Raw genomic sequence first — 26,507 nt, forward strand, 5'->3', positions numbered from 1 at the left:
CGGTTGTCGTGGTCGTGGTCGTAGGCGATGTCTGTGGTGGGTGTCACACTGGGCGGCGAGGCGGGCACGACGGATCGGCGAAGGGAGTGGTGGGCATGGCGGGTACGGGTGGTGCGCGGCCCAGCGTGTATCCGACGCTGCTGTACGCGGACGCGAAGGCGGCGATCAAACAGCTCACGGAGGCTTTCGGCTTCACCGAACTCTCGCTGTACGAGGGTGCGGACGGCACGGTCCTGCACGCGGAGCTGGTGCAGGGCAACGGCGGGGTGATGCTCGGTTCCAAGGGCCGGGACGGCGTCTTCGCGGAGGCGATGGGCGAGGCGGGCCCGACGGGGGTGTACGTCGTGGTGGACGACGTCGACGCCCACCACCAGCGCGCCGTGGACCACGACGCGGAGATCCTGCTGCCCCCGACCGACCAGCCGTACGGCTCGCGGGACTACATGGCCCGGGACGTCGAGGGCAACATCTGGAGTTTCGGGACGTACGCCCCCGAGATCGGGGTCTGACGGCCGCCCGGATCCGGGCTCTATCCCCCGGTGTGCACCTGGAAGGCGGCCCGGCGCACCGCCTTGGCGAGGGCCGGGTCGGGGTGGGCTGCGGCGAGGGCGACCAGGACCTGCACGGTGCGCGGATGACCTACCGCGCGGACCTCGTCCAGCAGTTGGGGGACTGTGAGCTGGACCGCGGACTCCAGGTGGCGTACGAGCATCGGCGCCTCGCCGTGGTCGGCGACGGCGGCGGCGGTGTCCACCCACAGCCAGGTGGCCTCCTGACGGGTGAGGACCTCGTGGGCGTCCTCCGGGTCGGCCCCGTCGTGCTCGGCGAGCCACAGCAGGGCGTACGGCCGGAGTGCCGGCTCGTCGACGACGGCGTGCACGTCCGCCTCGGCGGGCGCCCCGACGACGCGCAGCGCCTCGAAGGCGAGGCCGCGCAGCAGGGCGTCCTCGCCGCGGGCGGCGTCGATCAGTTCGGTGACGGCGCTGCCGACGGGCCGGGCGGCGAGCCAGGCACGGTATTCGGCGCGGGCCGCGTTGGGGCGCAGCTGGGCGCAGCCGCGCAGCATGTCCTCGGCGCCCTGTTCGATGTTCCCGGCGGGGCTCTGCGCGGCCACGCAGATCTGTTCCAGCTTGACCCAGACCGCCCAGCTGCCCAGCGGGGTGAGCGTGGCGTGGCCGTCGCCGTCGGTGAGGGCGCCGACGGAGCCGAGGGCGTGCAGGGCCCAGTCGAGCAGCGGCGCGAGGTCGGGCGCGGGCTCCGCCGGCGGGGTGCCGACGGCGGGCGCGGCACCGGCCAGGAGCTCGGGATCGGGCTCGTAGGAGATCTCGCAGCGCTCGGTGCGCAGCTCGGTGACGCGCTGCTGGAGCAGGTCGAGGAGCTGGTCCACCGGGACGGGCCCGGCGGACAGCTGCAGGAAGGAGAGCACCTGGGGCATGGCCGAGACGACCTCGGCGACGGCGGCGGGCTCGTGGCCCGCGGGCTCGGGGTGGGCGAGCGACCAGGCGTCGAAGAGGGCGACCCAGCCGCGCAGCACGGCACTGTCGTCCCGGTCCCAGGCGCGCAGCCGCCAGCCGGGGCGCGCGCTGTCGCCGTGCACCTCGACGAGTCCGGCGAGGCGGGCGGTGTCCCAGTCGGCGCGGACCTGAGCCACGGTCAGGCCCAGGTCGGCGGCGGCGCGTTCGGCGGTCGTCTCCGAGAGGGTGGCCTTGCCGTCGGCGGTCGCTCCGTCGCTGCCGGGGCCGAGGGCGGCGTCGGCCCAGTGGGCCACGCGGGCCGCGCCGGCCAGGCGGGATCGCGCCATTCTGGCCAGCTCGGCGGGGGCGGGCGTGCCCTCCGGCGGGCGGGGTGCGGGGCGGCGCGAGCGCCGCTGGTTCATCGCTCGGGGGGCGGCGGCCAGGGGTCGCGGTCGGACGAGTCGAAGCCTGGAGTCGCGCGGGATACGGGACGTCACGGGTGCAGTCTTCCGGTTGACGGTCCGAAAACCCAAACGGAATGTCACGGCGGGCGACGGGGTGGGCCAACGGACACGTTCCGGCGGCTGCCCCGGAGGGGTGTTCAGGCCAGTGGTACGGCCTTGAACGGAACGGCCGGCACCCGGATGCCCGGGTGCCGGCCGGGCGCTCACATCAGCGGTGTCAGGAACCGCCGTACGGTCTCCTCGTACTCCTTCGGGTCGGCGTTCCACATCGCCCCGTGCGGGGCGTTCCGCACGGTGTGCAGGGCGACCCGGTCGGCGCGCTCGGCGGCGAGGCGGCGGGAGAACTCCCAGGGGGCCACCACGTCGTCGGGTCCGTGGACGAGCAGGGTGGGCACGCTCAGCCGTGCCGGGTCGGTGGTCTCCGCGAGGCGGTCGGCACGCAGGCCGACGCGGCCCTGCGCGGCGCGCACGGCGAGCGGCAGCAGGAAGTCGGGCGCGCCCCGGGCCGCGGCGAGGGCGCGCAGGGTGGCCTCCCAGTTGAGCACCGGCGAGTCCAGGACGAGCCCGGAGACATGGTCGCGCAGGGTGGAGCGCGCGGCGGCGCGCAGGGCCATGGCGGCGCCGGTGGACCAGCCGTAGAGGACGACGCGCCGGGCGCCGTAGCGGACGGCGTAGCGGATCGCCGCGTCGACGTCGCGCCACTCGGTCTCGCCGAGGTGGTTCAGACCGTCCGGGGGGCGGGGGGCGCCGAGGTCACCGCGGTAGGCGAGGGCCAGCACGGAGAACCGCAGTTCGTGCAGGAACCCCATGACGTTCATGGGGTGTTCGCGGGTGGTGCCGAGGCCGTGCACCGCGATCACCCAGGTGTCCCGGGCGCCCGGCACGAACCAGGCGGGCAGGGCGCCGAGGTCGCCGGGCACGTCGATGTCGGCGTGTTCGAGGCCGAGGGCGGCGCCCGGGTTGCCGACGTACAGGTTGGGGGTGAGCCAGACCTGGTCGCCGGGATCGAGGGTGCCGTGGGTGACGCGTTCCAGCCGGCGTACGACGGCGTCGGCGGAGGGCGCGGCGGCCTCCAGGACGGGGCCGACCACGGCGTGCGAGCCGTCGCCGGCCAGGCCGTAGGTGCCGGGGCGCAGGGAGGCCAGGGCGCGGGTGAGGGCGAGCCTGCCGTCGGTCGTGGCGTGCACGGTGAGCCGGGGCTCGGTGGGCAGCGGTCTGCCGGGGGGCGCCTTGAGTGCGGCGTCGCTGGCTATCCGGCCGGCGGCCACACCGGCCGCGCCGGCCGCCAGGACCGCGGTGACGGCCGAGGCCGCCGCTGTGACGGTGCGCACGGGTCCAGTCTCCCGGTGGGCCGACCGACCGGCCAGCGGGAGCGGGTGTCGGGGTGACATGTCCTTGCGGGTTCCAGCGGGAGGCCCTTTTCAATCCCGGGGGCGGGTACGGACCGGCGGGTGCGGTGCGGTGGCCGCCCTCACTTCCGCTGGCCGTACCCCCGCAGCTTCTCTCCCACGGCGGCCAGCTGCTCCGGGGTCAGCAGGGACGGCGTCAGTCCGGGCACCGAGGACGCCGTCAGCCACAGGCGGCACATCCATTCCAGCTGGGCGGTGCGGTCGTAGGCCTGGTCGAGGGTGGCGCCGTAGGTGATCGTGCCGTGGTTCTGCAGGAGGCAGCCGGAGCGGTCGACGAGGGCGCGGAGCATGTTCTCGGCCAACTCCTCGGTGCCGTAGGTCGCGTAGGGGGCGACTCGGACGGGGCCACCGAGCGCGCAGGTCATGTAGTGGACCGCCGGGAGTTCGGTGACGAGGGTCGAGACGGCTGTCGCGTGCACGGCGTGAGTATGGACAACGGCGCGGACGGCGGCTGCGTCGGTGGTGCGGTACACGGCGAGGTGCATGGGCAGTTCGCTGGTCGGCACCAGTGAGCCGAGCACCTGCCGTCCGGTGAGGTCGACGCCGGTCACGTCGTGCGGTGTCAGCCGGTCGTACGGGACGCCCGACGGCGTGACCAGCACGGTGTCGCCGACGCGCACCGACACATTGCCGGAGGTGCCGACGACGAGTCCGTCGGCCACGGTCCGGCGGGCCGTCGCGACCAGCGCGTCCCAGGCCCGTGACTCCTGCTCACGCACGCCCCTGCTCTCTTCAGCCATGGCCGCGATCCTGCCAGGGGGCCGGCTGACGCGGTGTCACGGAGGCGCAGTTTAGGCCGGAATCGAGCCCTCCGAAAAGGTGCATAGCTACATAAATACCCCTCTATCCATGCTTGGCCGGAGATCATCGCTCATCGCATGATCTTCCAATACTCTCTGCACGTTTTGTCGTGCACGTCGCCATTCCGGGGGGAATCATGGATCTGTCCCGTCTCCGCGCCCGCCTGCTCGTGACGGCCGTGGCGGCACTCGCCGTCGGCGGGACGGCCCTCACCGGAACCCGGGCCACGGCGGCAGGCCTGCCCAAGGGGCACGACGTCTCGTCCCACCAGAAGAACGTCGACTGGCCGGGAGTGAAGGCCAGGGGTGCCCGCTTCGTCTACATCAAGGCGACCGAATCCACCGACTACCGCAACCCCTACTTCGACCGGCAGTACGGCGGCTCGCGCGAGGCCGGCCTGATCCGCGGGGCGTACCACTTCGCGCTGCCGGACGAGTCGCCGGGCACCGCCCAGGCCGCGTACTTCGTGCGCCACGGCGGCTCCTGGACCGCCGACGGCTGGACACTGCCGCCCGCACTGGACATCGAGTACAACCCGTACGACAGCGGGCACAGGTGCTACGGCCTGAGCAAGGCGAAGATGGTCGACTGGATCCAGGACTTCAGCGACGAGATGAAACGGGAGACCGGCCGCCGCCCGGTGATCTACACCACCGCACACTGGTGGAACGACTGCACCGGCCGCAGCCACGCCTTCGCCGACCACGCGCTGTGGCTCGCCCGTCACTCAGGGGACCCCGGCGCCCTGCCGGCGGGGTGGTCGTACTGGACCTTCTGGCAGTACGACAACAGCGGCAGCCTGCCGGGTGACCAGAATCTCTTCCACGGCTCCCCGGCCGGGCTGAAGTCCTTCGCGAGGGGCGACTAGCCAAGGGGCGCCCGGGGCGTTCGGCACCACCGGACGGGAGCGGAACACTCACCTCCGGATCCGGCACCACGATTACCGCCCCAGTTCATCTTCCGTTCACCCAGATTGCTTACGTTCCACCAGCCAATGACGCTCGAAAGAATGCCTGGGTAAATGGAAAGCTTCTCGCTGATCCTCGCGATCGTGGTCGTGACCGCGCTCGCGTTCGATTTCACGAACGGTTTCCACGACACCGCCAACGCGATGGCCACCACCATCTCGACCGGCGCGCTCAAGCCCAAGGTCGCGGTGGCCATGTCCGCCGTGCTCAACCTTGTGGGTGCCTTCCTCTCCGTGGAGGTCGCCAACACGATCTCCAAGGGGCTCGTCGACGAGAACGGCATACGTCCCGAGGTCATCTTCGCCGCCCTGGTCGGCGCGATCCTCTGGAACCTGCTCACCTGGCTGGTGGGGCTGCCCTCCAGTTCCTCGCACGCCCTCATGGGCGGCCTGATCGGCGCCACCGTCGCCTCCGCGGGCTTCGGTGCCGTCCACGGTGACGTCCTCGTCACCAAGGTGCTGCTCCCGGCGGTCGCCGCGCCGGTCGTCGCAGGGCTGGCGGCGATGCTCGCCACTCGGTTCTCCTACGGCATCGGCAAGAACGCCGAGGGCGAGGCCACCCGCAAGGGTTACCGCGCCGGCCAGATCGCCTCGGCCGGTCTGGTCTCCCTCGCCCACGGCACCAACGACGCGCAGAAGACGATGGGCATCATCACGCTCGCGCTGATCGCCGGCGGCTCCATCGCCCCCGGCTCCAACCCTCCCACCTGGGTGATCCTCTCCGCGGGCATGGCCATCGCGCTCGGCACCTACATCGGCGGCTGGCGCATCATCCGCACCATGGGCAAGGGCCTGACCGAACTGGAGCCGCAGCAGGGCTTCGCGGCCCAGACGAGCGCCGCCACCGCCATCCTCGCCTCCTCCCACCTCGGCTTCTCCCTCTCCACCACCCACGTCGTCTCCGGCTCCGTGATGGGCGCGGGCCTGGGCCGCAAGGGCGGAGTGGTCCGCTGGTCCACGGCGACCCGGATGTTCGTCGCCTGGGCGCTGACCCTCCCGGCCGCCGCGCTGGTCGGCGCGCTCGCCGAGACGGTCACGGACCTCGGCGACTGGGGCACCGCGCTGGTGGCGGTCTTCCTGGTGGCCTCCAGCGCCGCGATCTGGAAGCTCTCCCGCCGCGAGGTGGTCGACGCGACCAACGTCAACGAGACCGAGGAGCCGGCCGGCGTGGTCACCACCGCGATCGCCGTCGTCACCCCGCCCCCGGTGGGTGTGGTGGCCGAGGACCTGTCGGCCACGATCCCGTCCCCGGCGGCACCCGTCGCCGCCGACCCGGCGACCCCGCCGGCCGCCGCCGTCTGATCCCGGGCACCCGGACACCAAGAAAGCAGCTCTGTTATGAAGATCGACTGGGCAGCCCTCGGCTCCGTCTTCGGCGTCAGCCTCGCGGTCACCGTCGGCCTGGTGGCCCTCTTCACCCTGGGCGTCCAGGGTCTGGCACGACGCGAACGCGCCGTCGCGCAGGGCGACTCGGCGGCCGCGGCCGTCGCCGGCGCGTACGTGTGCTTCGCGGCATGCGCGGCGGCGGTGGCCTACGGGATCTACCTGATCATGCACAAGGCCTGACCGAGGCCTCGAACAGGCTCCTTCCCGAAGACTTCGAAGTCTTCGGGAAGGAGCCTTTCGCATGCCGCCCCACCACCACCCGGGCTTCGATGTGGGCCTCAGCACACTCTCCCCGTGCAGGTCAACGGCAAGTTGACGGCCCTTCCGGGGCCGTGGTGGACTTCCGGGGCCATGTACGGCGGCAAGGGAGGAAGCCGGTGTGAATCCGGCGCGGTCCCGCCACTGTCACCGGGGTAGGTAGCCCCGGGAGCCAGGAACTCCCACCGCCGGTCTCGTCGAACCAGGGCGCGGACACCCTGAGTGAGGACATATCGCCATGCTCGCCTGCCGTTCGAGGTACAGCACCAGACCGCTGCCCGCGCCCACGGCCGGCTGAGCCGATGCGTGCCGATCGCGTCTTCGCGTACGGCGCCGCCGCCGGCCTCCTCGGTGACCAGCTGCTCGGTGATCCGCGGCGCGGGCATCCGGTGGCCGCGTTCGGGCGGGCCGCCGGTGCCGTGGAGCGGGTGCTGTGGCGGGACCACCGGGGCTGGGGCGCCCTGCACACCGCGGTGTGCGTGGGCGGTGCCGTCGGCCTGGGTGCCGTCGCCGCCGCGGCCGTACGCCCCTCCCGTGCCGCGTCCGTCGCGCTGACCGCCGCCGCCACCTGGGCCGTCGTGGGCGGAACCTCCCTCGCACGCGAGGCCCGTGGCATCGGGCGTGCCCTCCAGGCAGGGGACGTCGAGGCTGCCCGGGCGCGGCTGCCGCACCTGTGCGGCAGGGACCCGCAGGCGCTGGACGCCGACGGGATCGCCCGGGCCGTCGTGGAGTCCGTGGCCGAGAACACCTCCGACGCGGTGGTGGGCGCCCTGGTGTGGGGAGCCGTGGGCGGGGTGCCCGGGCTGCTCGGCTTCCGGGCCGTCAACACCCTCGACGCCATGGTCGGGCACAAGTCGCCCCGGTACCGGCGGTACGGGTGGGCCTCGGCCCGGCTCGACGACCTCGTGGGCTGGCCGGGGGCGCGGTTGACCGCCGTACTGGCCGCCGCGGCCGGGGACGACCGCCGTGGTGCCGTACGGGCCTGGCGGGCCGACGCGGACCGGCATCCGAGCCCGAACGCCGGGCCCGTGGAGGCCTCGTTCGCGGGCGCGCTCGGCGTGCGGCTGGGCGGGACGCTGTCGTACGGCGGGCGGGTTGAACACCGCCCGGTGCTGAACCAGGGGGGACGCACCGTCACCGTCCCCGACATCGAACGGGCCGTACGGCTCTCCAAGCGCGTCGGCCTGCTCGCGCTCGGCGTCGGCGTCGCCGCGCGCGCCGTTGTGAAGGGACGTGGGAAATGAGCGGGGGTCTCCTCGTCGCCGGCACCACCTCCGACGCGGGCAAGAGCGTCGTCACGGCCGGGATCTGCCGCTGGCTGGTGCGGCAGGGCGTCAAGGTCGCGCCGTTCAAGGCACAGAACATGTCCCTCAACTCGTTCGTGACGCGCCAGGGCGCGGAGATCGGGCGGGCGCAGGCCATGCAGGCGCAGGCCTGCCGCGTCGAGCCGACCGCGCTGATGAACCCCGTGCTGCTCAAGCCCGGTGGGGAGCAGAGCAGCCAAGTGGTGCTGCTGGGCAAGCCGGTGGGCGAGCTGAGCGCGCGCGGCTACCACGGGGGGCGGCAGCAGAAGCTGCTGGGGACCGTGCTGGACTGCCTCGCCGAGTTGCGGGGCACGTATGACGCGGTGATCTGTGAGGGCGCCGGTTCGCCCGCCGAGATCAATCTGCGGCGGACCGACATCGTGAACATGGGGATCGCGAGGAACGCGCGGCTGCCCGTGCTCGTCGTCGGCGACATCGACCGCGGGGGCGTCTTCGCCTCCTTCTTCGGGACCGTCGCCCTGCTCTCCCGCGAGGACCAGGAACTCGTCGCCGGGTTCCTCGTCAACAAGTTCCGCGGCGACGTCTCCCTGCTGGAGCCCGGCCTCGACATGCTGCACGGTCTCACCGGACGGCACACGTACGGCGTGCTGCCCTTCCGGCACGGGCTCGGCATCGACGAGGAGGACGGGCTGCGGGTGTCGCTGCGGGGGACGGTCCGCGAGTCGAACACCGCGCCGCCGGTCGGCGAGGACGTGCTGCGGGTCGCCGTGTGCGCGATCCCGCTGATGTCCAACTTCACGGACGTGGACGCGCTGGCCGCCGAACCCGGTGTCGTGGTGCGGTTCGTGGACCGGCCGGAGGAACTGGCCGACGCCGACCTCGTGGTGATCCCGGGGACGCGTGGGACGGTCCGCGCACTGGAGTGGCTGCGGGAGCGCGGACTGGCGGAGGCGATCAGCAGGAGAGCCGCCGAAGGACGGCCGGTCCTCGGCATCTGCGGCGGCTTCCAGATCCTCGGTGAGCACATCGAGGACGAGGTCGAGTCGCGCGCCGGGCAGGTCCACGGCCTCGGGGTCCTGCCCGTCCGCGTGCGGTTCGCCCGCGAGAAGACCCTCACCCGGCCGGTCGGGGAAGCCCTCGGCGAGCCGGTCGAGGGATACGAGATCCATCACGGGGTCGCCGAGGTGACGGGCGGGATTCCCTTCCTGGACGGCTGCCGGGTCGGCCAGACCTGGGGCACGCACTGGCACGGCTCGCTGGAGTCGGACGGCTTCCGGCGGGCCTTCCTGCGCGAGGTGGCCGCCGCCGCGGGCCGCCGCTTCGTACCGGCGCCCGACACCTCGTTCGCCGCGCTGCGCGAGGAGCAGCTCGACCGGCTCGGCGACCTGATCGAACAGCACGCGGACACGGACGCGCTCTGGCGGCTCATCGAGTCCGGCGCGCCGCAAGGACTGCCTTACATTCCACCGGGAGCGCCCGCATGAGCACAGTGTTGTTGTTGTCGACCGCCGACACCGATCTGCTGGCGGCGCGGGCCTCCGGCGGGTCCTACCGGATCGGCAACCCGACCCGGGTGGACGTGGCGGCCGAGCTGCCGTCGCTCCTCGCGGGCGCCGACATCGCCGTCGTGCGGCTGCTCGGCGGCAAGCGCGCCTGGGAGGACGGGCTCGCCGCCCTGAAGGCCTCGGGCGTCCCGGCCGTGCTGCTCGGCGGTGAGAGCGTCCCCGACGCCGAGTTGATGGCCGAGTCGTCCGTGCCCGCCGGTGTCGTGGCCGAGGCGCTCAGGTACCTCGTGGAGGGCGGCCCGGAGAACCTGACCGAGCTCGCCCGGTTCCTGTCCGACACCGTGCTGCTGACCGGTGAGGGCTTCGTCGAGCCGCGGAAGATGCCCGAGTACGGCGTGCACGGCTCCCGTACCCTCCAGGACGGCCGGCCGACCGTCGGCGTGCTCTTCTACCGCGCCCACGAACTGAGCGGCAACACCGCCTTCGTGGACACCCTGTGCGACGCGATCGAGGCGCGGGGCGCCAACGCCCTGCCGGTCTACTGCGGTTCGCTGCGCGGTGCCGACGCCGGGCTGTACGAGGTCCTCGGCCGGGCGGACGCCCTGGTGGCCACCGTGCTCGCCGCGGGCGGCACGCACGCCTCGCAGGCCTCGGCCGGCGGCGACGAGGAGTCCTGGGACATCGGGGCGCTCGCCGACCTGGACATCCCCGTGCTCCAGGGCCTGTGCCTCACCTCGTCGCACGCGGCCTGGGACGAGTCCGACGCCGCCCTCTCCCCCATGGACGCGGCGATGCAGGTCGCGATCCCGGAGTTCGACGGGCGGCTGATCACCGTGCCGTTCTCCTTCAAGGAGCAGGGCCCCGACGAGGTGCCGGTGTACGTGGCCGACCCCGAGCGGGCCGCGCGCGTCGCCGGGATCGCCGTACGCCACGCCCGATTGAGGCACAAGGCCGACGCCGACAAGAAGGTCGCGCTGGTCTTCACCGCCTACCCGACCAAGCACTCGCGGGTCGGCAACGCGGTCGGCCTGGACACGCCGGCCTCGGCGGTACGGGTGCTGGACGCCCTCAGGGACGCCGGGTACGGGGTCAGCGAGTACCCCGACAACGGCGACGAGCTGATCCACCGCCTCATCGAGGCCGGCGGGCACGACGTCGAGTGGCTCACGGAGGAGCAGCTGGCCGCCGCGCCCGCGCGCGTACCGCTGGCCGACTACCGGGCGTGGTTCGACAAGCTCGACCCGGAGCTGCGCGACGCCATGCTGGAGGCGTGGGGCGAGCCGCCGGGCTCCCTCTACGTCGACGGGGACGACATCGTCCTCGCCTCCCTCCGGTTCGGGAACGTCGTCGTCATGATCCAGCCGCCGCGCGGCTTCGGCGAGAACCCGATCGCGATCTACCACGACCCCGACATGCCGCCGTCGCACCACTACATGGCCGCCTACCGGTGGCTGGAGGCTGCGACATCGGAGGGGGGTTTCGGCGCCGACGCGATCGTGCACATGGGCAAGCACGGCACGATGGAGTGGCTGCCCGGCAAGGGCCTCGGACTGTCACGCGGCTGCGCCCCGGACGCCGTCCTCGGCGAACTCCCGCTGATCTACCCGTTCATCGTCAACGACCCCGGCGAGGGCACCCAGGCCAAGCGGCGCGGGCACGCCACGGTCGTCGACCACCTGGTGCCGCCGATGGCCCGCGCCGACACCTACGGCGACCTGGCCAAGCTGGAGCAGCTGCTCGACGAGTACGCGCTGGTCTGCGACCTGGACCCGGCGAAGGCACCCGCGGTGCGCGCGCAGATCTGGACCCTGGTCAAGGCGGCCGAGCTCCACCACGACCTGCACGTGGCAGAGCAGCCGGACGACGCCGAGTTCGACGAGTTCGTCATGCACATCGACGGCTACCTCTGCGAGATCAAGGACGTGCAGATCCGCGACGGCCTGCACATCCTGGGCGGCGGCCCGGTCGGCGAACCGCGCGTGAACCTGGTGCTGGCCGTGCTGCGGGCCGCGCAGGTGTGGGGCGGGCAGGCGAACGCGCTGCCCGGGCTGCGGGCTTCGCTGGCCGCTCACTTCGGGCTGGTGGAGAAGGACCTGCTGGCCGAGCCGGGCGCCCCGGTGAAGGTGCCGGTGGAGCTGACGGACCTGGTGGAGGGGCCGGCGCGGACGGCCGCCGACACGATCGACCTGCTGGAGCAGCTGTGCCGGCGGACCGCCGAGGGCATGGAGGCCCGGGCCTGGGACGTGACGGCCGTGCCGGCTCTGGTGCGTGACGTGCTCGGCGCCGAACTCCCGGACGCGGTCGCCGTGCTGGAGTTCGCCTGCACGGAGGTCGTACCGCGGCTCGCGCGGACCACCGACGAGATCGGCCACATCCTCCGTGCGCTGAACGGCGGTTACGTCCCGGCGGGCCCGTCCGGCTCGCCGACGCGCGGTCTGGTGAACGTCCTGCCGACCGGCCGCAACTTCTACTCCGTCGACCCCAAGGCCATCCCCTCCAGGCTGAGCTGGGAGGTCGGCCAGTCGCTCGCCGACTCGCTGGTCGCGCGCTATCTCCAGGACACGGGCGAGTACCCGAAGTCCGTCGGGCTGACGGTCTGGGGCACGTCCGCGATGCGTACCCAGGGCGACGACATCGCCGAGATCCTCGCGCTGCTGGGCTGCCGCCCCGTCTGGGACGACGCCTCGCGCCGGGTGACGGGCTTCGAGGTCGTCCCCCTGGCGGAGCTGGGCCGGCCGCGCATCGACGTGACCGTGCGCATCTCCGGCTTCTTCCGGGACGCCTTCCCGCACGTCGTCGGGCTGATCGACGACGCGGTGCGGGCGGTGGCCGAGCTGGACGAGCCCGCCGAGTCCAACTACGTGCGGGCCCACGCCGACGAGGACACCGCTCAGCACGGCGACCGGCGGCGCGCGACCGCCCGCGTCTTCGGCTCCAAGCCGGGCGCGTACGGCGCGGGCCTGCTGCCGCTGATCGACGCGCGGAACTGGCGCTCCGACGCGGACCTCGCCGAGGTGTACGCGGTGTGGGGCGGCTACGCCTACGGGCGCGGGCTCGACGGGCGGGCGGCGCGCGGCGACATGGAGACGGCGTTCAAGCGGATCGCGGTCGCCGCGAAGAACGTCGACACCCGCGAGCACGATCTCGTCGACGCCGACGACTACTTCCAGTACCACGGCGGCATGGTCGCCATGGTCCGGCACCTGACGGGCGCCTCCCCCGAGGCGTACGTCGGCGACTCGGCCGTACCCGACCAGGTGAGGACCCGCACGCTCGGCGAGGAGACCCACCGCGTCTTCCGCGCCCGCGTGGTCAACCCGCGCTGGATGGCGGCCATGCGCCGGCACGGCTACAAGGGCGCCTTCGAGATGGCGGCGACCGTCGACTACCTCTTCGGCTACGACGCCACCGCCGGTGTGGTCGACGACTGGATGTACGAGAAGCTCAGCGCGGAGTACGTCTTCTCGCCGGAGAACCAGGAGTTCATGCGTAAGTCCAACCCGTGGGCGCTGAGGGGCATCACCGAGCGCCTGCTGGAGGCGGCGGACCGCGGCCTCTGGGCGGAGCCGGACCAGGAGACCCTGGACCGGCTCCGGTCGACCTACCTCGAGCTCGAGGGCGATCTGGAGGGAGACGCGTGAGCTCCCTGGAAACCCCCGCAGTGGCGGGGAGCAGCGTGCGCGGACGGCTGTCGATTTGGCAGTGCCCGGACCACCCCCGCGTCGGCGGGGATCCGAGCGACACGCTGACAGCCGTGTGCGGGGCACGCGGCCGACTCGGACACCAGCCACTCGAAGGAGTGATCCAGGCATGAGCACGCCCTTTCCCTTCACTGCCGTCGTCGGGCAGGACGATCTGCGCTTGGCCCTGCTCCTCAACGCGGTGAGCCCCGCCGTGGGCGGCGTCCTGGTGCGGGGCGAGAAGGGGACGGCGAAGAGCACCGCGGTACGCGCGCTCTCGGCGCTGATGCCTCACGTCGACGTGGTCTCCGGGTGCCGTTTCTCCTGTGACCCCGGCTCCCCCGACCCCGCCTGCCCGGACGGGCCGCACGAGCCGGGGGCGTTCGAGTCCCGGCCGGCCCGGATGGTCGAGCTGCCCGTGGGTGCCTCCGAGGACCGGCTGGTCGGGGCGCTGGACATCGAGCGGGCGCTCGCGGAGGGCGTGAAGGCCTTCGAGCCGGGCCTCCTCGCGGACGCGCACCGCGGGATCCTCTACGTCGACGAGGTCAACCTCCTCCACGACCACCTCGTCGACCTGCTGCTGGACGCCGCCGCGATGGGCGCCTCCTACGTGGAGCGCGAGGGCGTCTCCGTACGGCACGCCGCGAAGTTCCTGCTGGTCGGCACCATGAACCCCGAAGAGGGCGAGCTGCGGCCGCAGTTGCTGGACCGGTTCGGGCTGACCGTGGAGGTCGCGGCCTCGCGGGAACCCGAGCAGCGGGTGGAGGTCGTGCGGCGGCGGCTGGCGTACGACGACGATCCCGCCGGCTTCGCCGCCCGCTGGGCGGACGAGGAGGCCGCCGTACGGGCGCGGATCGTGGCGGCGCGGGAGCTGCTGCCGTCGGTGCGGCTGGGCGACGGGGCGCTCCGGCAGATCGCGGCGACCTGCGCGGCCTTCGAGGTGGACGGCATGCGGGCCGACATCGTGATGGCGCGGACCGCGACCGCGCTGGCCGCCTGGGCGGGGCGGACCGACGTACTCGCGGAGGACGTGCGGCAGGCCGCGCTGCTGGCGCTGCCGCACCGCCGGCGCCGCAATCCGTTCGACGCGCCGGGGCTCGACGAGGACAAGCTGGACCAGACGCTGGAGGAGTTCTCCGGCGAGGACACCGAGGACGACAACGACCCGGACCCCGACGGCCCCGGTGGCGGTGGCGGCGGGCAGCCCCCGCGGGGCGACGGCGACCCGCAGGGCGGGGACACCGGCGCGCGCCCCGAGGCCGGTGAGGGCGGGGAGCCGCAGGCGTCCGGCGCCGGAGCGGGCGAACAGGCCCCGGCGCGGGCCTCCGAGCCCTTCCGCGCCAAGGTGCTCAGTGTCCCCGGCATCGGCGAGGGTGCCGCCGGGCGGCGGTCGCGGGCGCGGACCGAGCACGGGCGGACCACCGGGGCCCGGCGCCCGCGGGGCACACTGACCAAGCTGCACCTGGCGGCGACCGTGCAGGCCGCCGCCCCGCACCAGCGGGCGCGGGGACGGTCGGGGCCGGGTCTGGTCGTACGGCGGGACGACCTGCGGCAGGCGACACGTGAGGGGCGTGAGGGCAACCTCGTGCTGTTCGTCGTCGACGCCTCCGGGTCCATGGCGGCCCGGCAGCGGATGAGTGCCGTGAAGGGCGCCGTGCTGTCGCTGCTGCTCGACGCCTACCAGCGGCGGGACAAGGTGGGGCTCGTGACGTTCCGGGGGGCGGCCGCCGAGGTGGCGCTGCCGCCCACGTCGTCCGTGGACGCGGCGGCGGCCCGCCTGGAGTCGCTGCCCACCGGCGGGCGGACCCCGCTCGCCGCCGGGCTGCTGAAGGCGCACGAGGTGCTGCGCGTGGAGCGGCTGCGGGATCCGGCGCGCCGGGCGCTGGTCGTGGTGGTGACCGACGGGCGGGCCACCGGTGGGCCCGAGCCGGTCGCGCTCGCCGGGCGCGCGGCCCGGCTGTTCGCGGCCGAGGGGACCGCGTCCGTGGTCGTCGACTGCGAGTTGGGGCCCGTGCGGCTGGGGCTCGCCGGGCAGCTCGCGGGTGAGCTCGGCGGCACCGCGGTGACGCTGGACGAACTGCGGGCGGACAGCATCGCCGGACTGGTGAAGGACGTACAGAGGAGGGCCGCGTAATGCCTCAGGGACAGCCGAGTGTGGTGCCGGACGACGGGCTGACCACGCGTCAGCGCCGCAACCGTCCGCTGGTGGTCGTGCACACCGGCATCGGCAAGGGCAAGTCGACCGCCGCCTTCGGGCTCGCCCTGCGCGCCTGGAACCAGGGGTGGCCCATCGGGGTGTTCCAGTTCGTCAAGTCGGCCAAGTGGAAGGTCGGCGAGGAGAACGCGCTGCGGGTGCTCGGGGCGTCCGGGGAGGGCGGGTCCGTCGACTGGCACAAGATGGGCGAGGGTTGGTCCTGGGTCCAGCGGGATGCCCAGATGGACAACGAGGAGAAGGCCCGTGAGGGCTGGGAGCAGGTCAAGCGGGACCTGGCCGCCGAGACCTACAAGCTGTACGTGCTGGACGAGTTCGCGTACCCGATGCACTGGGGCTGGGTGGACACCGACGAGGTCGTGCAGGTGCTGCGCGACCGGCCCGGGACCCAGCACGTCGTGATCACCGGGCGGAACGCGCCCGGGAAGCTCGTGGACTTCGCGGACCTCGTCACCGACATGTCCAAGGTCAAGCACCCCATGGACGCCGGGCAGAAGGGGCAGAGGGGCATCGAGTGGTGATGTCCTCGTCCGTGCCCCGGCTGGTCGTCGCCGCGCCGTCGTCCGGCAGCGGCAAGACCACCGTCGCCACGGGGCTGATGGCGGCGCTGACCGGGCGGGGGCTCGCCGTGTCCCCGCACAAGGTCGGGCCCGACTACATCGACCCCGGGTATCACGCGCTCGCCACCGGGCGTGTGGGGCGCAACCTCGACGCGTACCTGTGCGGGCCCGAGCTGATCGGGCCGCTGTTCCTGCACGGGGCGCGCGGGTGCGACATCGCCGTCGTCGAGGGTGTGATGGGGCTGTACGACGGGGCCGCCGGGGAGGGCGAACTGGCGTCCACCGCCCATGTGGCCAAGCTGCTGCGGGCGCCGGTGGTGCTCGTCGTGGACGCGTCGTCGCAGTCGCGGTCGGTGGCGGCGCTGGTGCACGGGTTCGCGTCGTGGGATCCGGAGGTGCGGGTCGGCGGCGTGATCCTGAACAAGGTGGCGTCCGACCGGCACGAGGAGTTGTTGCGGGAGGCGCTGGAGTCGGCCGGGGTGCCCGTGCTGGGGGTGCTGCGGCGGGTGGCTCAGGTGGATACGCCGTCGCGGCATCTGGGGCTGGTGCCGGTCGCCGAGCGGCGGGCTTCGGCGGTGGAGGCCGTTGCCGCGATGGCGGCGCAGGTCTCCGACGGGTGTGATCTGGAGGCGTTGGTCGGGCTGGCGCGCGGTGCGGGAGCGTTGTCGGGTGCGGCGTGGGACGCGGCTGAGGCCATGGGGGTTACGCCCCCGCCGCCCCTACCCTCCCCGTCCCTGGGGGCTGCCGCCCCCGGACCCCCGCTTCGGCCTGAACGGCCTCGTCCTCAAGCTCCCCCAGAGGGGGGACCCCCAGACGGGCTGGTTGTGGCTGTTGCCGGTGGAGAGGCGTTCACTTTCTCCTACGCCGAGCACACGGAGTTGCTGCGGGCCGCCGGTGCCGAAGTCGTCACCTTTGATCCGCTTCGGGACGAACAACTCCCCGAGGGCACCCGAGGACTGGTCATCGGTGGCGGGTTCCCCGAGGTCTACGCCGCCGAGCTGTCCGCCAACGAACCCCTGCGCGAGGCCGTCGCCGAACTCGCCCTGAGCGGAGCTCCCGTCGCCGCCGAGTGTGCCGGGCTGCTCTATCTCAGCCGGGAGCTCGACGGGCAGCCCATGTGCGGGGTGGTGGACGCCTCCGCCCGGATGACGGAGCGGCTGACCCTGGGCTACCGGGACGCCGTCGCCGTGAGCGACAGCGTGCTCGCCGGCGCGGGGACGCGGATGCGGGGGCACGAGTTCCACCGGACGGTCGTCGAGCCGGGGGCGGGGGCGGCGCCCGCCTGGGGTGTACGCGCACCTCGGCGGCGTGTCGAAGGTTTCGTACAGCAGGGCGTGCACGCGAGTTATCTGCACACGCACTGGGCGTCCGTGCCCGGTGTGGCCCGTCGGTTCGTGGAGAGGTGCCGGACGTCATGAGCAGCAGGCTGGTCGGAGTCGGGGTGGGCCCCGGTGATCCGGAGCTGGTGACGGTGAAGGGGGTCAACGCCCTTCGCGCCGCCGATGTCGTCGTCGTACCGGTGATGGACAGTGGTGAGCGCGGGCGGGCCGAGGCGACCGTGTTGCACTACGTGCCCGAGGAGAAGGTCGTACGGGTGGTGTTCGCGCTCAACGAGCGGACCGACCGGGCGCGGCGTGAGAGCGCCTGGGACGCGGCCGGTGAGCGGGTCGCCGAGCTGCTGAGGGAGCGCGGGTCCGTGGCGTTCGCGACCATCGGGGACCCGAACGTGTACTCCACCTTCACCTACCTCGCGCAGACCGTCGCGGAGCTGGTGCCGGGGACGGTCGTGGAGACCGTGCCGGGGATCACCGCCATGCAGGATCTCGCCGCACGCTCGGGTGCCGTGCTCACCGAGGGCACCGAACCGCTGACGCTGGTGCCGGTCACCGCCGGGTCGGCCGTGCTCAAGGAGGCCCTGGCGGGGCCCGGGACGGTCGTGGCGTACAAGTTCGGGCGGCAGGCCGCGGAGGTCGCCGAGGCGCTGCGGGAGACCGGGCGGCTCGACGGTGCCGTGTGGGGGTCGGCGCTCGGGCTGGCGGAGGAGTCGATACGGCCGGCCGCCGAGCTGGACGGCGGGCCGCTGCCGTACCTCTCCACGCTGATCGCGCCCGCCCGGCGTGACGGCGGCCGGGGCGGGAAGCTGTGAGAGCGCCGCACTTGTCAGCCGGAGAGGCCGACCACGAGCCAGATGAACGCCGCTCCGGCCACCGTGCACAGCAGGGTGGAGCGGGCGGGGTGTTCGTGGTGGGCCTCGGGGAGGATCTCGGCGGCGGCGAGGTAGAGCAGGGCGCCGCCGAACAGGCCGAGATAGCCGCCGAGGAACGCCTCCGGGATGGTCAGGAACGCGGTCGAGGCGGCGCCCAGTACGGGCGCGCAGGCGTCGGCGACGAGCATGGCGACGGCCTTGCGGCGCGCGTTGCCGTACAGGCTCGTGATGGTGAAGGTGTTGAAGCCGTCCGCGAAGTCGTGGGCGATGACGGCGAGCGCGACCGCCGTGCCCATGCCGCCGCCCACCTGGAAGGCGGCGCCGATCGCGACGCCGTCCATGGCGCTGTGGCCGACCATCGCGGACGCCGCCGCCAGGCCCACCTCGGGCGCGCGGTGGTTGTGTCCCTCGGCGCCGCCGTGCGCCGCCTGCCGTGCGGCCAGCGTGCGCTCCACCAGGTGGGCCACCAGGAAGCCGGCCACGAACAGCAGCAGGGCCGCCGGTACGCCGAACACCTCGCGGCCGGCCGCGCGCAGCGCCTCCGGGAGCAGGTCGAGGCCGACCACGCCCAGCATCAGGCCTCCGGCCAGGCCCAGGACCAGGTGGCGGCGGTCGGTCACGCGTTGTGCCGTCCAGCCCCCGGCCAGCGTCATCAGGAACGCGCCCAGCGCGACGAAGACCGCCATGTGCTCTTGCTATCCGATCGACCCGTGCGCACGCGCATGCGGCCGTAGCCGCCGCACTCACAGGACTTTTGCTCGTAGGACTTGTAGGAGAGGACAGATTCTCATGGCCGATGCCCCCACCGGCAAGGTGACCTTCGTCGGTGCCGGTCCCGGCGCCGCGGACCTGCTGACGTTCCGGGCCGCGCGCGCCATCGCGGAGGCCGACATCGTGATCTGGGCGGCCAGTCTGGTCCAGGCGGAGGTCCTCGACCATGCGCGGGAGGGCGCGGAGATCCTGGACTCGGCGACCATGTCGCTGGAGGACGTCGTCGCCGTGTACGAGCGGGCGCACCGGGAGGGGCTGAAGGTGGCCCGGATCCACTCCGGCGACCCGGCCCTGTGGGGCGGCACGCAGGAGCAGCTCGACCGGTGTGCCCGGATCGGGATCGGGACGGAGGTCGTGCCCGGCGTCTCCGCCTTCTCCGCCGTCGCCGCGCTCGCGCAGCGCGAGCTGACCATTCCCGAGGTGGCGCAGTCGGTGGTCCTCACCCGGCTGGGGGGCGGCAAGACGCCGATGCCGCCCGGCGAGGAGGTGCGCGAGTTCGCCAAGCACGGCACCACCATGGCGGTGTTCCTGTCCGCGGCCCGCAGCGGGCAGCTGGTGCGGGAGCTGCTGGAGGGTGGCTACCCGACCACCACCCCGGTGGTCGTCGCGTACCAGGCGACCTGGCCGGAGGAGCTGGTCGTGAGGTGCACGGTCGGCACGCTGGAGGAGACCGTCAAGGAGCACAAGCTCTGGAAGCACACCCTCTTCCTGGTCGGCCCGGCCCTGGACGCCGAGGGCACCCGCTCGCACCTGTACCACCCGGGTCACTTCCACGGCTACCGCAAGGCCGATCCGGAGGCCCGCAAGGCCCTGCGCGAGCGGGGGGCGAGTACGTGATCACCGTCGTCGGCACGGGAACCGGGGCGCCGGTCGACGCCGCTGCCCTGGCGGGAGCCGAGCTCGTCGTGGGCGGGCGGCGGCACCTTGACGCCGCGGTGCTGCCGGAGACCGCCGAGCGGATCGTGCTCGGCCCGCTGGCGCCCGCCCTGGACGCCATCCGGGAGTACGTCGACAAGGACCGGCGCGTGGTCGTGCTGGCCTCGGGTGATCCCGGGTTCTTCGGGATCGTGCGGGCGCTGGCCGAGCGGTTCGGGTCCGAGCTGCTGGATGTGCGGCCGGGGGTGTCGTCGGTCGCGGCCGCGTTCGCCCGGCTGGGGCTGACCTGGGACGACGCGGTGGTGGTCAGCGCGCACGGGCGGGACGCGCGGACGGCCGTGCACGTGTGCCGGGCGCATCCCAAGGTCGCCGTGCTGACCGGGCCCGGCGCCGGGCCCGCCGAGCTGGGTGCCGCGCTCGCCCGCGCCGACTCCGACCGGGTCCTCGTCGTCGCCTCGGCGCTGGGCGACGCCGGCCACGAGCGCGTGGAGCGGGTCTCCCCGGCCGAGGCCGCCGAGCGTGACTGGGGTACGGCGGTGAGCGTCGTGCTGTGCCTGGACGAGTCGCGGACGCTCGGTCCCGTGCGGACGCTCGCGGGCCCTGCCGCCGCGGCCCGGGCCGGGTGGGCGCTGGACGATGGCGACTTCGCCCACCGCGATTCGATGATCACCAAGTTCGAGGTGCGGGCACTGGCCCTGGCCCGGCTCGGGCCGCGCACCGGCGAGCTGGTGTGGGACGTGGGATCCGGGTCGGGGTCCGTCGCCGTGGAGTGCGCGCGGCTCGGCGCCGCCGTCAGCGCGGTGGAGAAGGCCCCGGACGGGGTGGAGCGGATCCGCGCCAACGCCGCCGCGCACGGCGTCGACGTGCACGTGGTGCACGGCACGGCGCCCGAGGCGCTGGCCGGGCTCGACGATCCCGACGCCGTGTTCGTCGGCGGCGGGGGGTGCGAGCTGCCCGGCATCGTCGGTGAGTGCGCGCGGCGGGCCCGGCGGGCCGTGGTCGTCGCGATGGCCGCGCTGGACCGGGTCCCGGCGGCCCGGGCGGCGCTCGCGGATGCCGGGTTCGCGTGCGAAGGCGTGCTGCTCCAGTCGTCGCGGCTGGCGCCGCTGCCGGGTGACGTGACCCGGCTGGCGGCGACCAATCCGGTTTTCCTGCTGTGGGGGGCCAGAACCCCCGTTCATCGAGAAGGAGTTGCCCTGTGATCGGCCTGATTTCCGCCACCGCCGCGGGGGCGGTCGCGCGCGACCGGGTGGCCGCCGCGTGGCCGGACCGTACGCGCGTGTACGAGGGTCCCGTCGGGGACGCCGTACGGGCCGCGTTCGCGGAGTGCGAGCAGCTCGTGTGCTTCCTGGCCACGGGAGCCGTGGTGCGGCTCGTGGCGCCGCTGCTGGCGGACAAGTCGTCGGACCCGGGTGTGGTGTGCGTCGACGAGGGCGGACGGTTCGCCGTGTCGCTGGTGGGCGGGCACGGCGGCGGGGCCAACGAGCTCGCCCGTGAGGTGGGCGCGCTGCTGGGTGCCGAGCCGGTGGTGACCACCGCGACGGACTCCGTGGGGCTGCCCGGTCTGGACACGCTCGGGTTTCCGGTGGAGGGCTCCGTCGCGACCGTCTCGCGGGCCCTGCTGGACGGCGAACCGGTGGCCTTGGAGGCCGAGTTCGCGTGGCCGCTGCCTCCGTTGCCGACGGCGCCCAAGGGCGCGTACACGATCCGGCTGACCGACCGGGACGTCGCGGCGGCCGAGCGCGAGGTGCTGCTGCGGCCGCCGTCCCTGGTCGTCGGGGTCGGTGCCTCCAGGGGCGCGCCGGCCGACGAGGTGTTCGGGCTGGTCGAGGCCGCGCTGCGGGACGCCGGGCTGTCCGCGAAGTCCGTCGCCCACCTCGCCACCGTCGACGCCAAGGCGGCGGAGCCGGGGATCGTGGCCACCGCCGAGCGGCTGGGCGTGCCGCTGGTGACGTACTCCGCCGAGGAACTGGCGGGCGTCGAGGTGCCCAACCCGTCGGACGCGCCCCTCGCCGCCGTCGGCACGCCGTCCGTCGCGGAGGCCGCCGCGCTGGTCGGGGGCGGCGAACTCCTCGTCCCCAAGCGCAAGTCGGCGGCCAGCCCCGCGATGGCGACCTGTGCCGTCGTACGGCGGCCGGGGCGCGGGCGGCTCGCGGTGGTCGGGCTCGGGCCGGGCGCCCGGGACCTGCTCACCCCGCGCGCCGAGGCGGAGCTGCGGCGCGCTTCGGTGCTCGTCGGGCTCGACCAGTACGTCGACCAGATCCGCGACCTGCTGCGGCCCGGCACCCGGATCCTGGAGTCGGGGCTCGGCGCGGAGGAGGAGCGGGCCCGCACGGCGGTCGCCGAGGCACGCGCGGGCCACGCGGTCGCGCTGATCGGCAGCGGGGACGCGGGCGTGTACGCGATGGCGTCCCCGGCGCTCGCCGAGGCCTCCGACGACATCGACGTGGTCGGCGTGCCCGGGGTGACGGCGGCGCTCGCGGCCGGGGCGATCCTGGGCGCGCCGCTCGGCCACGACCACGTGTCGATCAGCCTGTCCGACCTGCACACGCCGTGGGAGGTCATCGAGCGGCGGGTGCGGGCGGCGGCCGAGGCGGACCTCGTGGTCACCTTCTACAACCCGCGTTCCCGGGGCCGCGACTGGCAGCTGCCCAAGGCGCTGGCGATCCTCGCCGGGCACCGGGAGCCGACGACGCCCGTCGGGGTCGTGCGCAACGCCTCGCGGCCGGACGAGGCCTGCCGGGTGACGACACTGGCCGCGCTGGACCCGGCGACGGTCGACATGATGACGGTCGTCACCGTGGGCAACACGGCGACCCGTGAGATCGCGGGCCGCATGGTGACGCCGCGCGGCTACCGCTGGCAGACCGGCTCGCAGGAGCAGGAGGACGCCAAGTGAACCGTGTGGTCCACCCGATCGAGGTGGAGTCCTACCGGCGGCTGCGTGCCCGCCTGGACACCTCGCACTTCCCGCCGCTGACCCGGGCCGTCGTGGAGCGGGTCATCCACTCCGCCGCCGACCTGGAGTACGCCACCGACCTCGTCATGGACGAGGGCGACCTGGAGCGTGCGCACACCGCCCTGCACGCCGGGGCGCCGGTCGTCGTGGACGTGGAGATGGTCGGGGCCGGCATCACCCGGCGCGAGACCGTCTGCCGTCTCAGGGACGCCGAGGCCGGGCCCGGTCTGACCCGGTCGGCGCGGGCGATTCGGCTCGCGTACGAGCAGGTCGGTCCGGGTGCCCTCTGGGTGATCGGCAACGCGCCGACCGCCCTGGAGGAGCTGCTGACGCTCGACGCCGATCCCGCGCTCGTCATCGGTCTGCCCGTCGGTTTCGTCGGCGCGACCGAGTCCAAGGCCGCGTTGCGCGAGAGCGGGCTGCCCGCCGTGAGCAACGTGTCCGAGAAGGGCGGTTCGGCGGTCGCCGCCGCCGCGCTCAACGCCCTGCTGTACCACCCCGTTCCCGCTGAGGAGAAACCGTGACCACCCCGCCGCCCGCCCTGCTCATCGCCGGCCACGGCACCCGGGACGACGCCGGAGCCGAGGCGTTCCGCGACTTCGTCCGGGAGCTGGGCCGCCGCCACCCCGAACTGCCCGTCGCGGGCGGTTTCATCGAGCTGTCCCCGCCGCCGCTGGGCGACGCGGTGAGCGAGCTGGTGGAGCGGGGCGTACGCCGTTTCGCCGCCGTCCCGCTGATGCTGGTGTCCGCCGGGCACGCCAAGGGCGACATCCCGGCCGCGCTGGCCCGCGAGAAGGAACGGCACCCCGGGATCTCCTACACCTACGGCCGTCCGCTCGGCCCGCACCCGGCGCTGCTGAACGTGCTGGAGCGGCGGCTCGACGAGGCGCTCGGCTCCTCGGCGCGCGAGCCGGAGGACCGGGCCGACGTGACCGTGCTGCTCGTGGGGCGCGGCTCGACCGACCCGGACGCCAACGCCGAGGTGCACAAGGCCGCCCGGCTGCTGTGGGAGGGGCGCGGGTACGCCGGTGTGGAGACGGCGTTCGTGTCGCTGGCGGCACCGGACGTGCCGAGCGGACTCGACCGGTGCGCGAAGCTGGGGGCGCGACGGATCGTCGTCCTGCCCTACTTCCTGTTCACCGGAATCCTGCCGGACCGGGTGCGGCGGCAGACCGAGGACTGGGCCGCCGCGCACCCGGAGACCGAGGTGCGGTCGGCGGACGTCATAGGGCCCGAGCCTGAGCTGCTCGACCTGGTGATGGAGCGGTACGAGGAGGCCGTCAAGGGCGACCTGCGGATGAACTGCGACTCGTGCGTGTACCGCATCGCGCTGCCCGGCTTCGAGGACAAGGTGGGTCTGCCGCAGCAGCCGCACTTCCACCCGGACGACGACGGGCACGACCACGGGCACGGGCATCGCCATCACGGGGGGCACGCACACAGCCATGCGCACTGAGGACACCGCCAGGGGCGGGCACGATCTGCGCCACCACGGGGACGCCGAGGTCCGGGACGACGGGGCCGCGCTGGTCGACCTCGCCGTCAACGTCCGCGCGGACACCCCGCCCGTCTGGCTGCGGGAGCACATAGCCGGGTCCCTGGGTTCCCTCGCCGCCTACCCGGACGGGCGGGCCGCGCGGGCGGCGGTGGCCGGGCGGCACGGTGTTCCGGTGGAACGGGTGCTGCTGACGGCGGGGGCGGCGGAGGCGTTCGTGCTGCTCGCGCGGGCGCTGAAGGTGCGCCGGCCGGTGGTGGTGCATCCGCAGTTCACCGAGCCGGAGGCCGCCCTGCGGGACGCCGGGCACACCGTGGACCGGGTGCTGCTGCGGGAGGCGGACGGCTTCCGGCTGGATCCGGCGGCGGTGCCGGAGGACGCCGACCTGGTGGTGATCGGCAACCCGACGAATCCCACGTCCGTGCTGCACCCGGCCGAGGCGGTCGCCTCCCTCGCGCGGCCCGGGCGGGTGCTGGTGGTCGACGAGGCGTTCATGGACGCGGTGCCGGGTGAGCGGGAGGCCCTGGCCGGGCGGACGGACGTGCCCGGGCTCGTGGTGCTGCGCAGCCTGACCAAGACGTGGGGGCTGGCCGGGCTGCGGATCGGCTACGTGCTGGCCGCGCCGGAGACGATCGCGGAACTCGAGCGGGCCCAGCCGCTGTGGCCGGTGTCCACGCCCGCGCTGGCCGCGGCGGAGGCGTGCGTGGCCCCCCGGGCTCTGGCGGAGGCGGCGCACGCGGCCCACCGGGTGGCGTCGGACCGGGCCCATCTGGTGGCGGGGCTGTCGGCGTTCGCCGGGCGGGGCGTGCGGGTGGTGTCCCCTGCTCAGGGGCCGTTCGTCCTGGTGCGGATGCCGGGGGCGGCTGTGGTGCGGGGGCGGTTGCGGGAGCTGGGGTACGCGGTGCGGCGGGGGGACACGTTTCCCGGGCTGGGGGAGGCGTGGGTGCGGGTCGCTGTGCGGGATCGGGGGACGGTGGACGGGTTTCTGCGGGCGTTGGGCGCTGCGCTGGGGTGATCCGTGGCGCTGCCCCGGGCCCCGCCAGGGGCTCCGCCAGGGGCCCCGCCCCTGGACCCCGGGGTTTCCCACCCTCCCACCCGTCTCGCCCGACTGGAGAGTGACCGTCCCTGGGGCTCCGCCCCAGACCCCGGCGGGGACTGCGTCCCCTGCCCCCCTCGCTGGGGCCGCGCCCCTGCACCCTTCGCGGGGGCCGCGCCCCCCTGCACGCTCGCGGGGCTCCGCCCCCCCCCCCCGCACCCCCGCGGGGCTCCGCCCCCTACCCCGGCGGGCTTCGCCCCCGCACCCCGCCAAGACCGTCCCTGCTCCCGCGCCCTCAGCCCTTCCGTCGCCGCACCAGCGCCGCCGCTCCCCCGCCCGCTGCCAGGAGTACGGCTGAACCTGCCGCCAGGTACGGGGTCAGGCGGCTCGCGCCCGTTTCCGCCAGGTCGGTCTTGGCTGGGGCACCCTGGGGCTTTACTTGGGGGGCTCGGGTGGGCGGGGACTCGCAGGTCGCCCCGGCCAGGGTCACGGTGCCTGTCACGTCGGCCACGTTCAGTTTCAGTGGGTTCACGGAGACCTTGAGCCGGAGGGCGGTGGCGGCTGCCTCGCGGGAGGTGGTGCTGCGGTGGGAGAGGTCCAGGCGGACCTCTCCGAGTCCGGGTACGCGGACGTCCGTCGGGCCGGCGGCGGCGAGGGTGACGCGCTTGCCGAGGACCGTGACCGCGCCGGGGACGGCGGAGGTGGCGGCCGGTGCCTTGCCGGACTCGCAGGTCGCCTTCGCGGTGACGGTGTCCAGCTCGACGAGGGACAGCAGGGGCAGGCCGGGCACGTGGAGCCGGGCGTGGGCGAGGTGGACGGTGGCCTCGGCGCGGGTCGCGGTCGTCGTGGCCTTCGCCGAGGCGACGTCCGCCCCGAGCACCGTGAAGGGTTTGCCGGCGTCCACGCCGTCCAGGCGGGCGGTCAGGGCGGTCTTCCCGGCCGTGCGCGGTGCCTGGACCTCGTTGAGGGAGACCGCGAGGGGGACGTGCGCGGTCTTGTTCACGAGGGACACCTCGAGCCCGGTGCGCAGCACGACGGCGCCGGCGTGGCCGTGGTCGCCGGTCGTGCGGGCGGAGTCCGCGGCGGCCGGCGTGGCGGGACCGGCGGCGAGTGCCGCGGCCGCCGCGACGGTGGCCCAACGGCGTGCGGGCAGGCGGAAGTTGGTGCCGTTCAAGGTGGGGACCCCCAGACGAGACTTGCTCG

General features: G+C 74.0%; 22 protein-coding genes and 1 riboswitch. Of the genes, 17 read left to right on the top strand and 5 right to left on the bottom strand.

Annotated elements, in window-relative coordinates; translation table 11 throughout:
* The first annotated feature begins 95 nt into the window (after positions 1-95).
* On the top strand, positions 96-509 hold the full coding sequence (locus ACFY01_RS07530; RefSeq protein ID WP_390734736.1) for a VOC family protein: 414 nt from the start codon (positions 96-98) through the stop codon (positions 507-509).
* Positions 510-529: 20 nt separating this feature from the next.
* Here the strand turns inward: ACFY01_RS07530 and ACFY01_RS07535 are convergent, their stop codons facing one another.
* From ACFY01_RS07535 to ACFY01_RS07545, 3 genes are all read right to left on the bottom strand, one after another.
* Positions 530-1,951 (bottom strand): hypothetical protein, encoded by a 1,422-nt coding sequence (locus ACFY01_RS07535; RefSeq protein WP_390734737.1) that lies wholly within the window; start codon positions 1,949-1,951, stop codon positions 530-532.
* Between the two features lie 170 nt (positions 1,952-2,121).
* The gene (locus tag ACFY01_RS07540; RefSeq protein ID WP_390734738.1) at positions 2,122-3,249 is read right to left on the bottom strand and encodes an alpha/beta hydrolase family protein; all 1,128 of its coding nucleotides are present in this window, start codon (positions 3,247-3,249) and stop codon (positions 2,122-2,124) included.
* A 140-nt stretch (positions 3,250-3,389) separates the two neighbouring features.
* Complete coding sequence (locus tag ACFY01_RS07545; RefSeq protein ID WP_390734739.1) at positions 3,390-4,067, bottom strand: class II aldolase/adducin family protein; 678 nt, start codon at positions 4,065-4,067, stop codon at positions 3,390-3,392.
* A 197-nt stretch (positions 4,068-4,264) separates the two neighbouring features.
* Here ACFY01_RS07545 and ACFY01_RS07550 point away from each other — a divergent pair, with 197 nt between their 5' ends.
* From ACFY01_RS07550 to cobI, 10 genes are all read left to right on the top strand, one after another.
* The gene (locus tag ACFY01_RS07550; RefSeq protein WP_390734740.1) at positions 4,265-4,996 is read left to right on the top strand and encodes a lysozyme; all 732 of its coding nucleotides are present in this window, start codon (positions 4,265-4,267) and stop codon (positions 4,994-4,996) included.
* A gap of 153 nt (positions 4,997-5,149) precedes the next feature.
* Positions 5,150-6,397, top strand: a complete 1,248-nt coding sequence (locus ACFY01_RS07555) for an anion permease (RefSeq protein WP_390734741.1) — start codon at positions 5,150-5,152, stop codon at positions 6,395-6,397.
* Between the two features lie 36 nt (positions 6,398-6,433).
* Positions 6,434-6,661: a hypothetical protein gene (locus tag ACFY01_RS07560; RefSeq protein ID WP_390734742.1), complete on the top strand. Its 228-nt coding sequence runs from the start codon at positions 6,434-6,436 to the stop codon at positions 6,659-6,661.
* 139 nt (positions 6,662-6,800) lie between these two features.
* Positions 6,801-6,941: riboswitch (cobalamin riboswitch) on the top strand.
* A gap of 100 nt (positions 6,942-7,041) precedes the next feature.
* The gene (locus ACFY01_RS07565; protein ID WP_390734743.1) at positions 7,042-7,983 is read left to right on the top strand and encodes a cobalamin biosynthesis protein; all 942 of its coding nucleotides are present in this window, start codon (positions 7,042-7,044) and stop codon (positions 7,981-7,983) included.
* A complete protein-coding gene (locus ACFY01_RS07570; RefSeq protein ID WP_390734744.1) occupies positions 7,980-9,488 on the top strand; it encodes a cobyric acid synthase in 1,509 nt (502 codons plus the stop codon). Before ACFY01_RS07565 ends, ACFY01_RS07570 begins: the two co-directional genes overlap by 4 nt.
* Entirely contained in the window at positions 9,485-13,150 is a 3,666-nt protein-coding gene (gene cobN / locus ACFY01_RS07575; protein WP_390734745.1) for a cobaltochelatase subunit CobN, read from the top strand. The genes ACFY01_RS07570 and cobN overlap by 4 nt, the downstream gene beginning before the upstream one ends.
* Positions 13,151-13,319: 169 nt before the next feature.
* Positions 13,320-15,323: a putative cobaltochelatase gene (locus ACFY01_RS07580; protein ID WP_390734746.1), complete on the top strand. Its 2,004-nt coding sequence runs from the start codon at positions 13,320-13,322 to the stop codon at positions 15,321-15,323.
* Complete coding sequence (gene cobO, locus ACFY01_RS07585; RefSeq protein ID WP_390734747.1) at positions 15,323-15,922, top strand: cob(I)yrinic acid a,c-diamide adenosyltransferase; 600 nt, start codon at positions 15,323-15,325, stop codon at positions 15,920-15,922. Before ACFY01_RS07580 ends, cobO begins: the two co-directional genes overlap by 1 nt.
* Positions 15,922-17,379 (top strand): cobyrinate a,c-diamide synthase, encoded by a 1,458-nt coding sequence (locus tag ACFY01_RS07590; RefSeq protein WP_390734748.1) that lies wholly within the window; start codon positions 15,922-15,924, stop codon positions 17,377-17,379. Before cobO ends, ACFY01_RS07590 begins: the two co-directional genes overlap by 1 nt.
* Positions 17,376-18,107 carry a precorrin-2 C(20)-methyltransferase gene (gene cobI, locus ACFY01_RS07595; RefSeq protein WP_390734749.1) on the top strand — a complete coding sequence of 244 codons (732 nt, stop codon included), beginning with the start codon at positions 17,376-17,378 and terminating at the stop codon, positions 18,105-18,107. Before ACFY01_RS07590 ends, cobI begins: the two co-directional genes overlap by 4 nt.
* Before the next feature lie 14 nt (positions 18,108-18,121).
* Here the strand turns inward: cobI and ACFY01_RS07600 are convergent, their stop codons facing one another.
* Complete coding sequence (locus tag ACFY01_RS07600; RefSeq protein ID WP_390734750.1) at positions 18,122-18,853, bottom strand: ZIP family metal transporter; 732 nt, start codon at positions 18,851-18,853, stop codon at positions 18,122-18,124.
* 103 nt (positions 18,854-18,956) lie between these two features.
* Here ACFY01_RS07600 and cobM point away from each other — a divergent pair, with 103 nt between their 5' ends.
* The 6 genes from cobM to cobC are packed head-to-tail and all read left to right on the top strand — an operon-like array spanning position 18,957 to position 25,283.
* Positions 18,957-19,775, top strand: a complete 819-nt coding sequence (gene cobM, locus ACFY01_RS07605) for a precorrin-4 C(11)-methyltransferase (protein ID WP_390734751.1) — start codon at positions 18,957-18,959, stop codon at positions 19,773-19,775.
* Entirely contained in the window at positions 19,772-21,016 is a 1,245-nt protein-coding gene (cbiE, locus tag ACFY01_RS07610) for a precorrin-6y C5,15-methyltransferase (decarboxylating) subunit CbiE (protein ID WP_390734752.1), read from the top strand. The genes cobM and cbiE overlap by 4 nt, the downstream gene beginning before the upstream one ends.
* Positions 21,013-22,713: a precorrin-3B C(17)-methyltransferase gene (gene cobJ, locus ACFY01_RS07615; RefSeq protein WP_390734753.1), complete on the top strand. Its 1,701-nt coding sequence runs from the start codon at positions 21,013-21,015 to the stop codon at positions 22,711-22,713. Before cbiE ends, cobJ begins: the two co-directional genes overlap by 4 nt.
* Positions 22,710-23,297, top strand: a complete 588-nt coding sequence (locus ACFY01_RS07620) for a precorrin-8X methylmutase (RefSeq protein ID WP_390734754.1) — start codon at positions 22,710-22,712, stop codon at positions 23,295-23,297. Before cobJ ends, ACFY01_RS07620 begins: the two co-directional genes overlap by 4 nt.
* Positions 23,294-24,229 (top strand): sirohydrochlorin chelatase, encoded by a 936-nt coding sequence (locus ACFY01_RS07625; protein ID WP_390734755.1) that lies wholly within the window; start codon positions 23,294-23,296, stop codon positions 24,227-24,229. Before ACFY01_RS07620 ends, ACFY01_RS07625 begins: the two co-directional genes overlap by 4 nt.
* Positions 24,219-25,283, top strand: a complete 1,065-nt coding sequence (gene cobC / locus ACFY01_RS07630) for an Rv2231c family pyridoxal phosphate-dependent protein CobC (protein WP_390734756.1) — start codon at positions 24,219-24,221, stop codon at positions 25,281-25,283. The genes ACFY01_RS07625 and cobC overlap by 11 nt, the downstream gene beginning before the upstream one ends.
* Positions 25,284-25,599: 316 nt before the next feature.
* Here cobC and ACFY01_RS07635 read toward each other — a convergent pair whose 3' ends face one another.
* The gene (locus ACFY01_RS07635; RefSeq protein WP_390734757.1) at positions 25,600-26,478 is read right to left on the bottom strand and encodes an SCO1860 family LAETG-anchored protein; all 879 of its coding nucleotides are present in this window, start codon (positions 26,476-26,478) and stop codon (positions 25,600-25,602) included.
* Between the last annotated feature and the right edge of the window lie 29 nt (positions 26,479-26,507).

This window comes from Streptomyces sp. NPDC001480 (genome assembly GCF_042894725.1).
Taxonomy (GTDB): domain Bacteria; phylum Actinomycetota; class Actinomycetes; order Streptomycetales; family Streptomycetaceae; genus Streptomyces.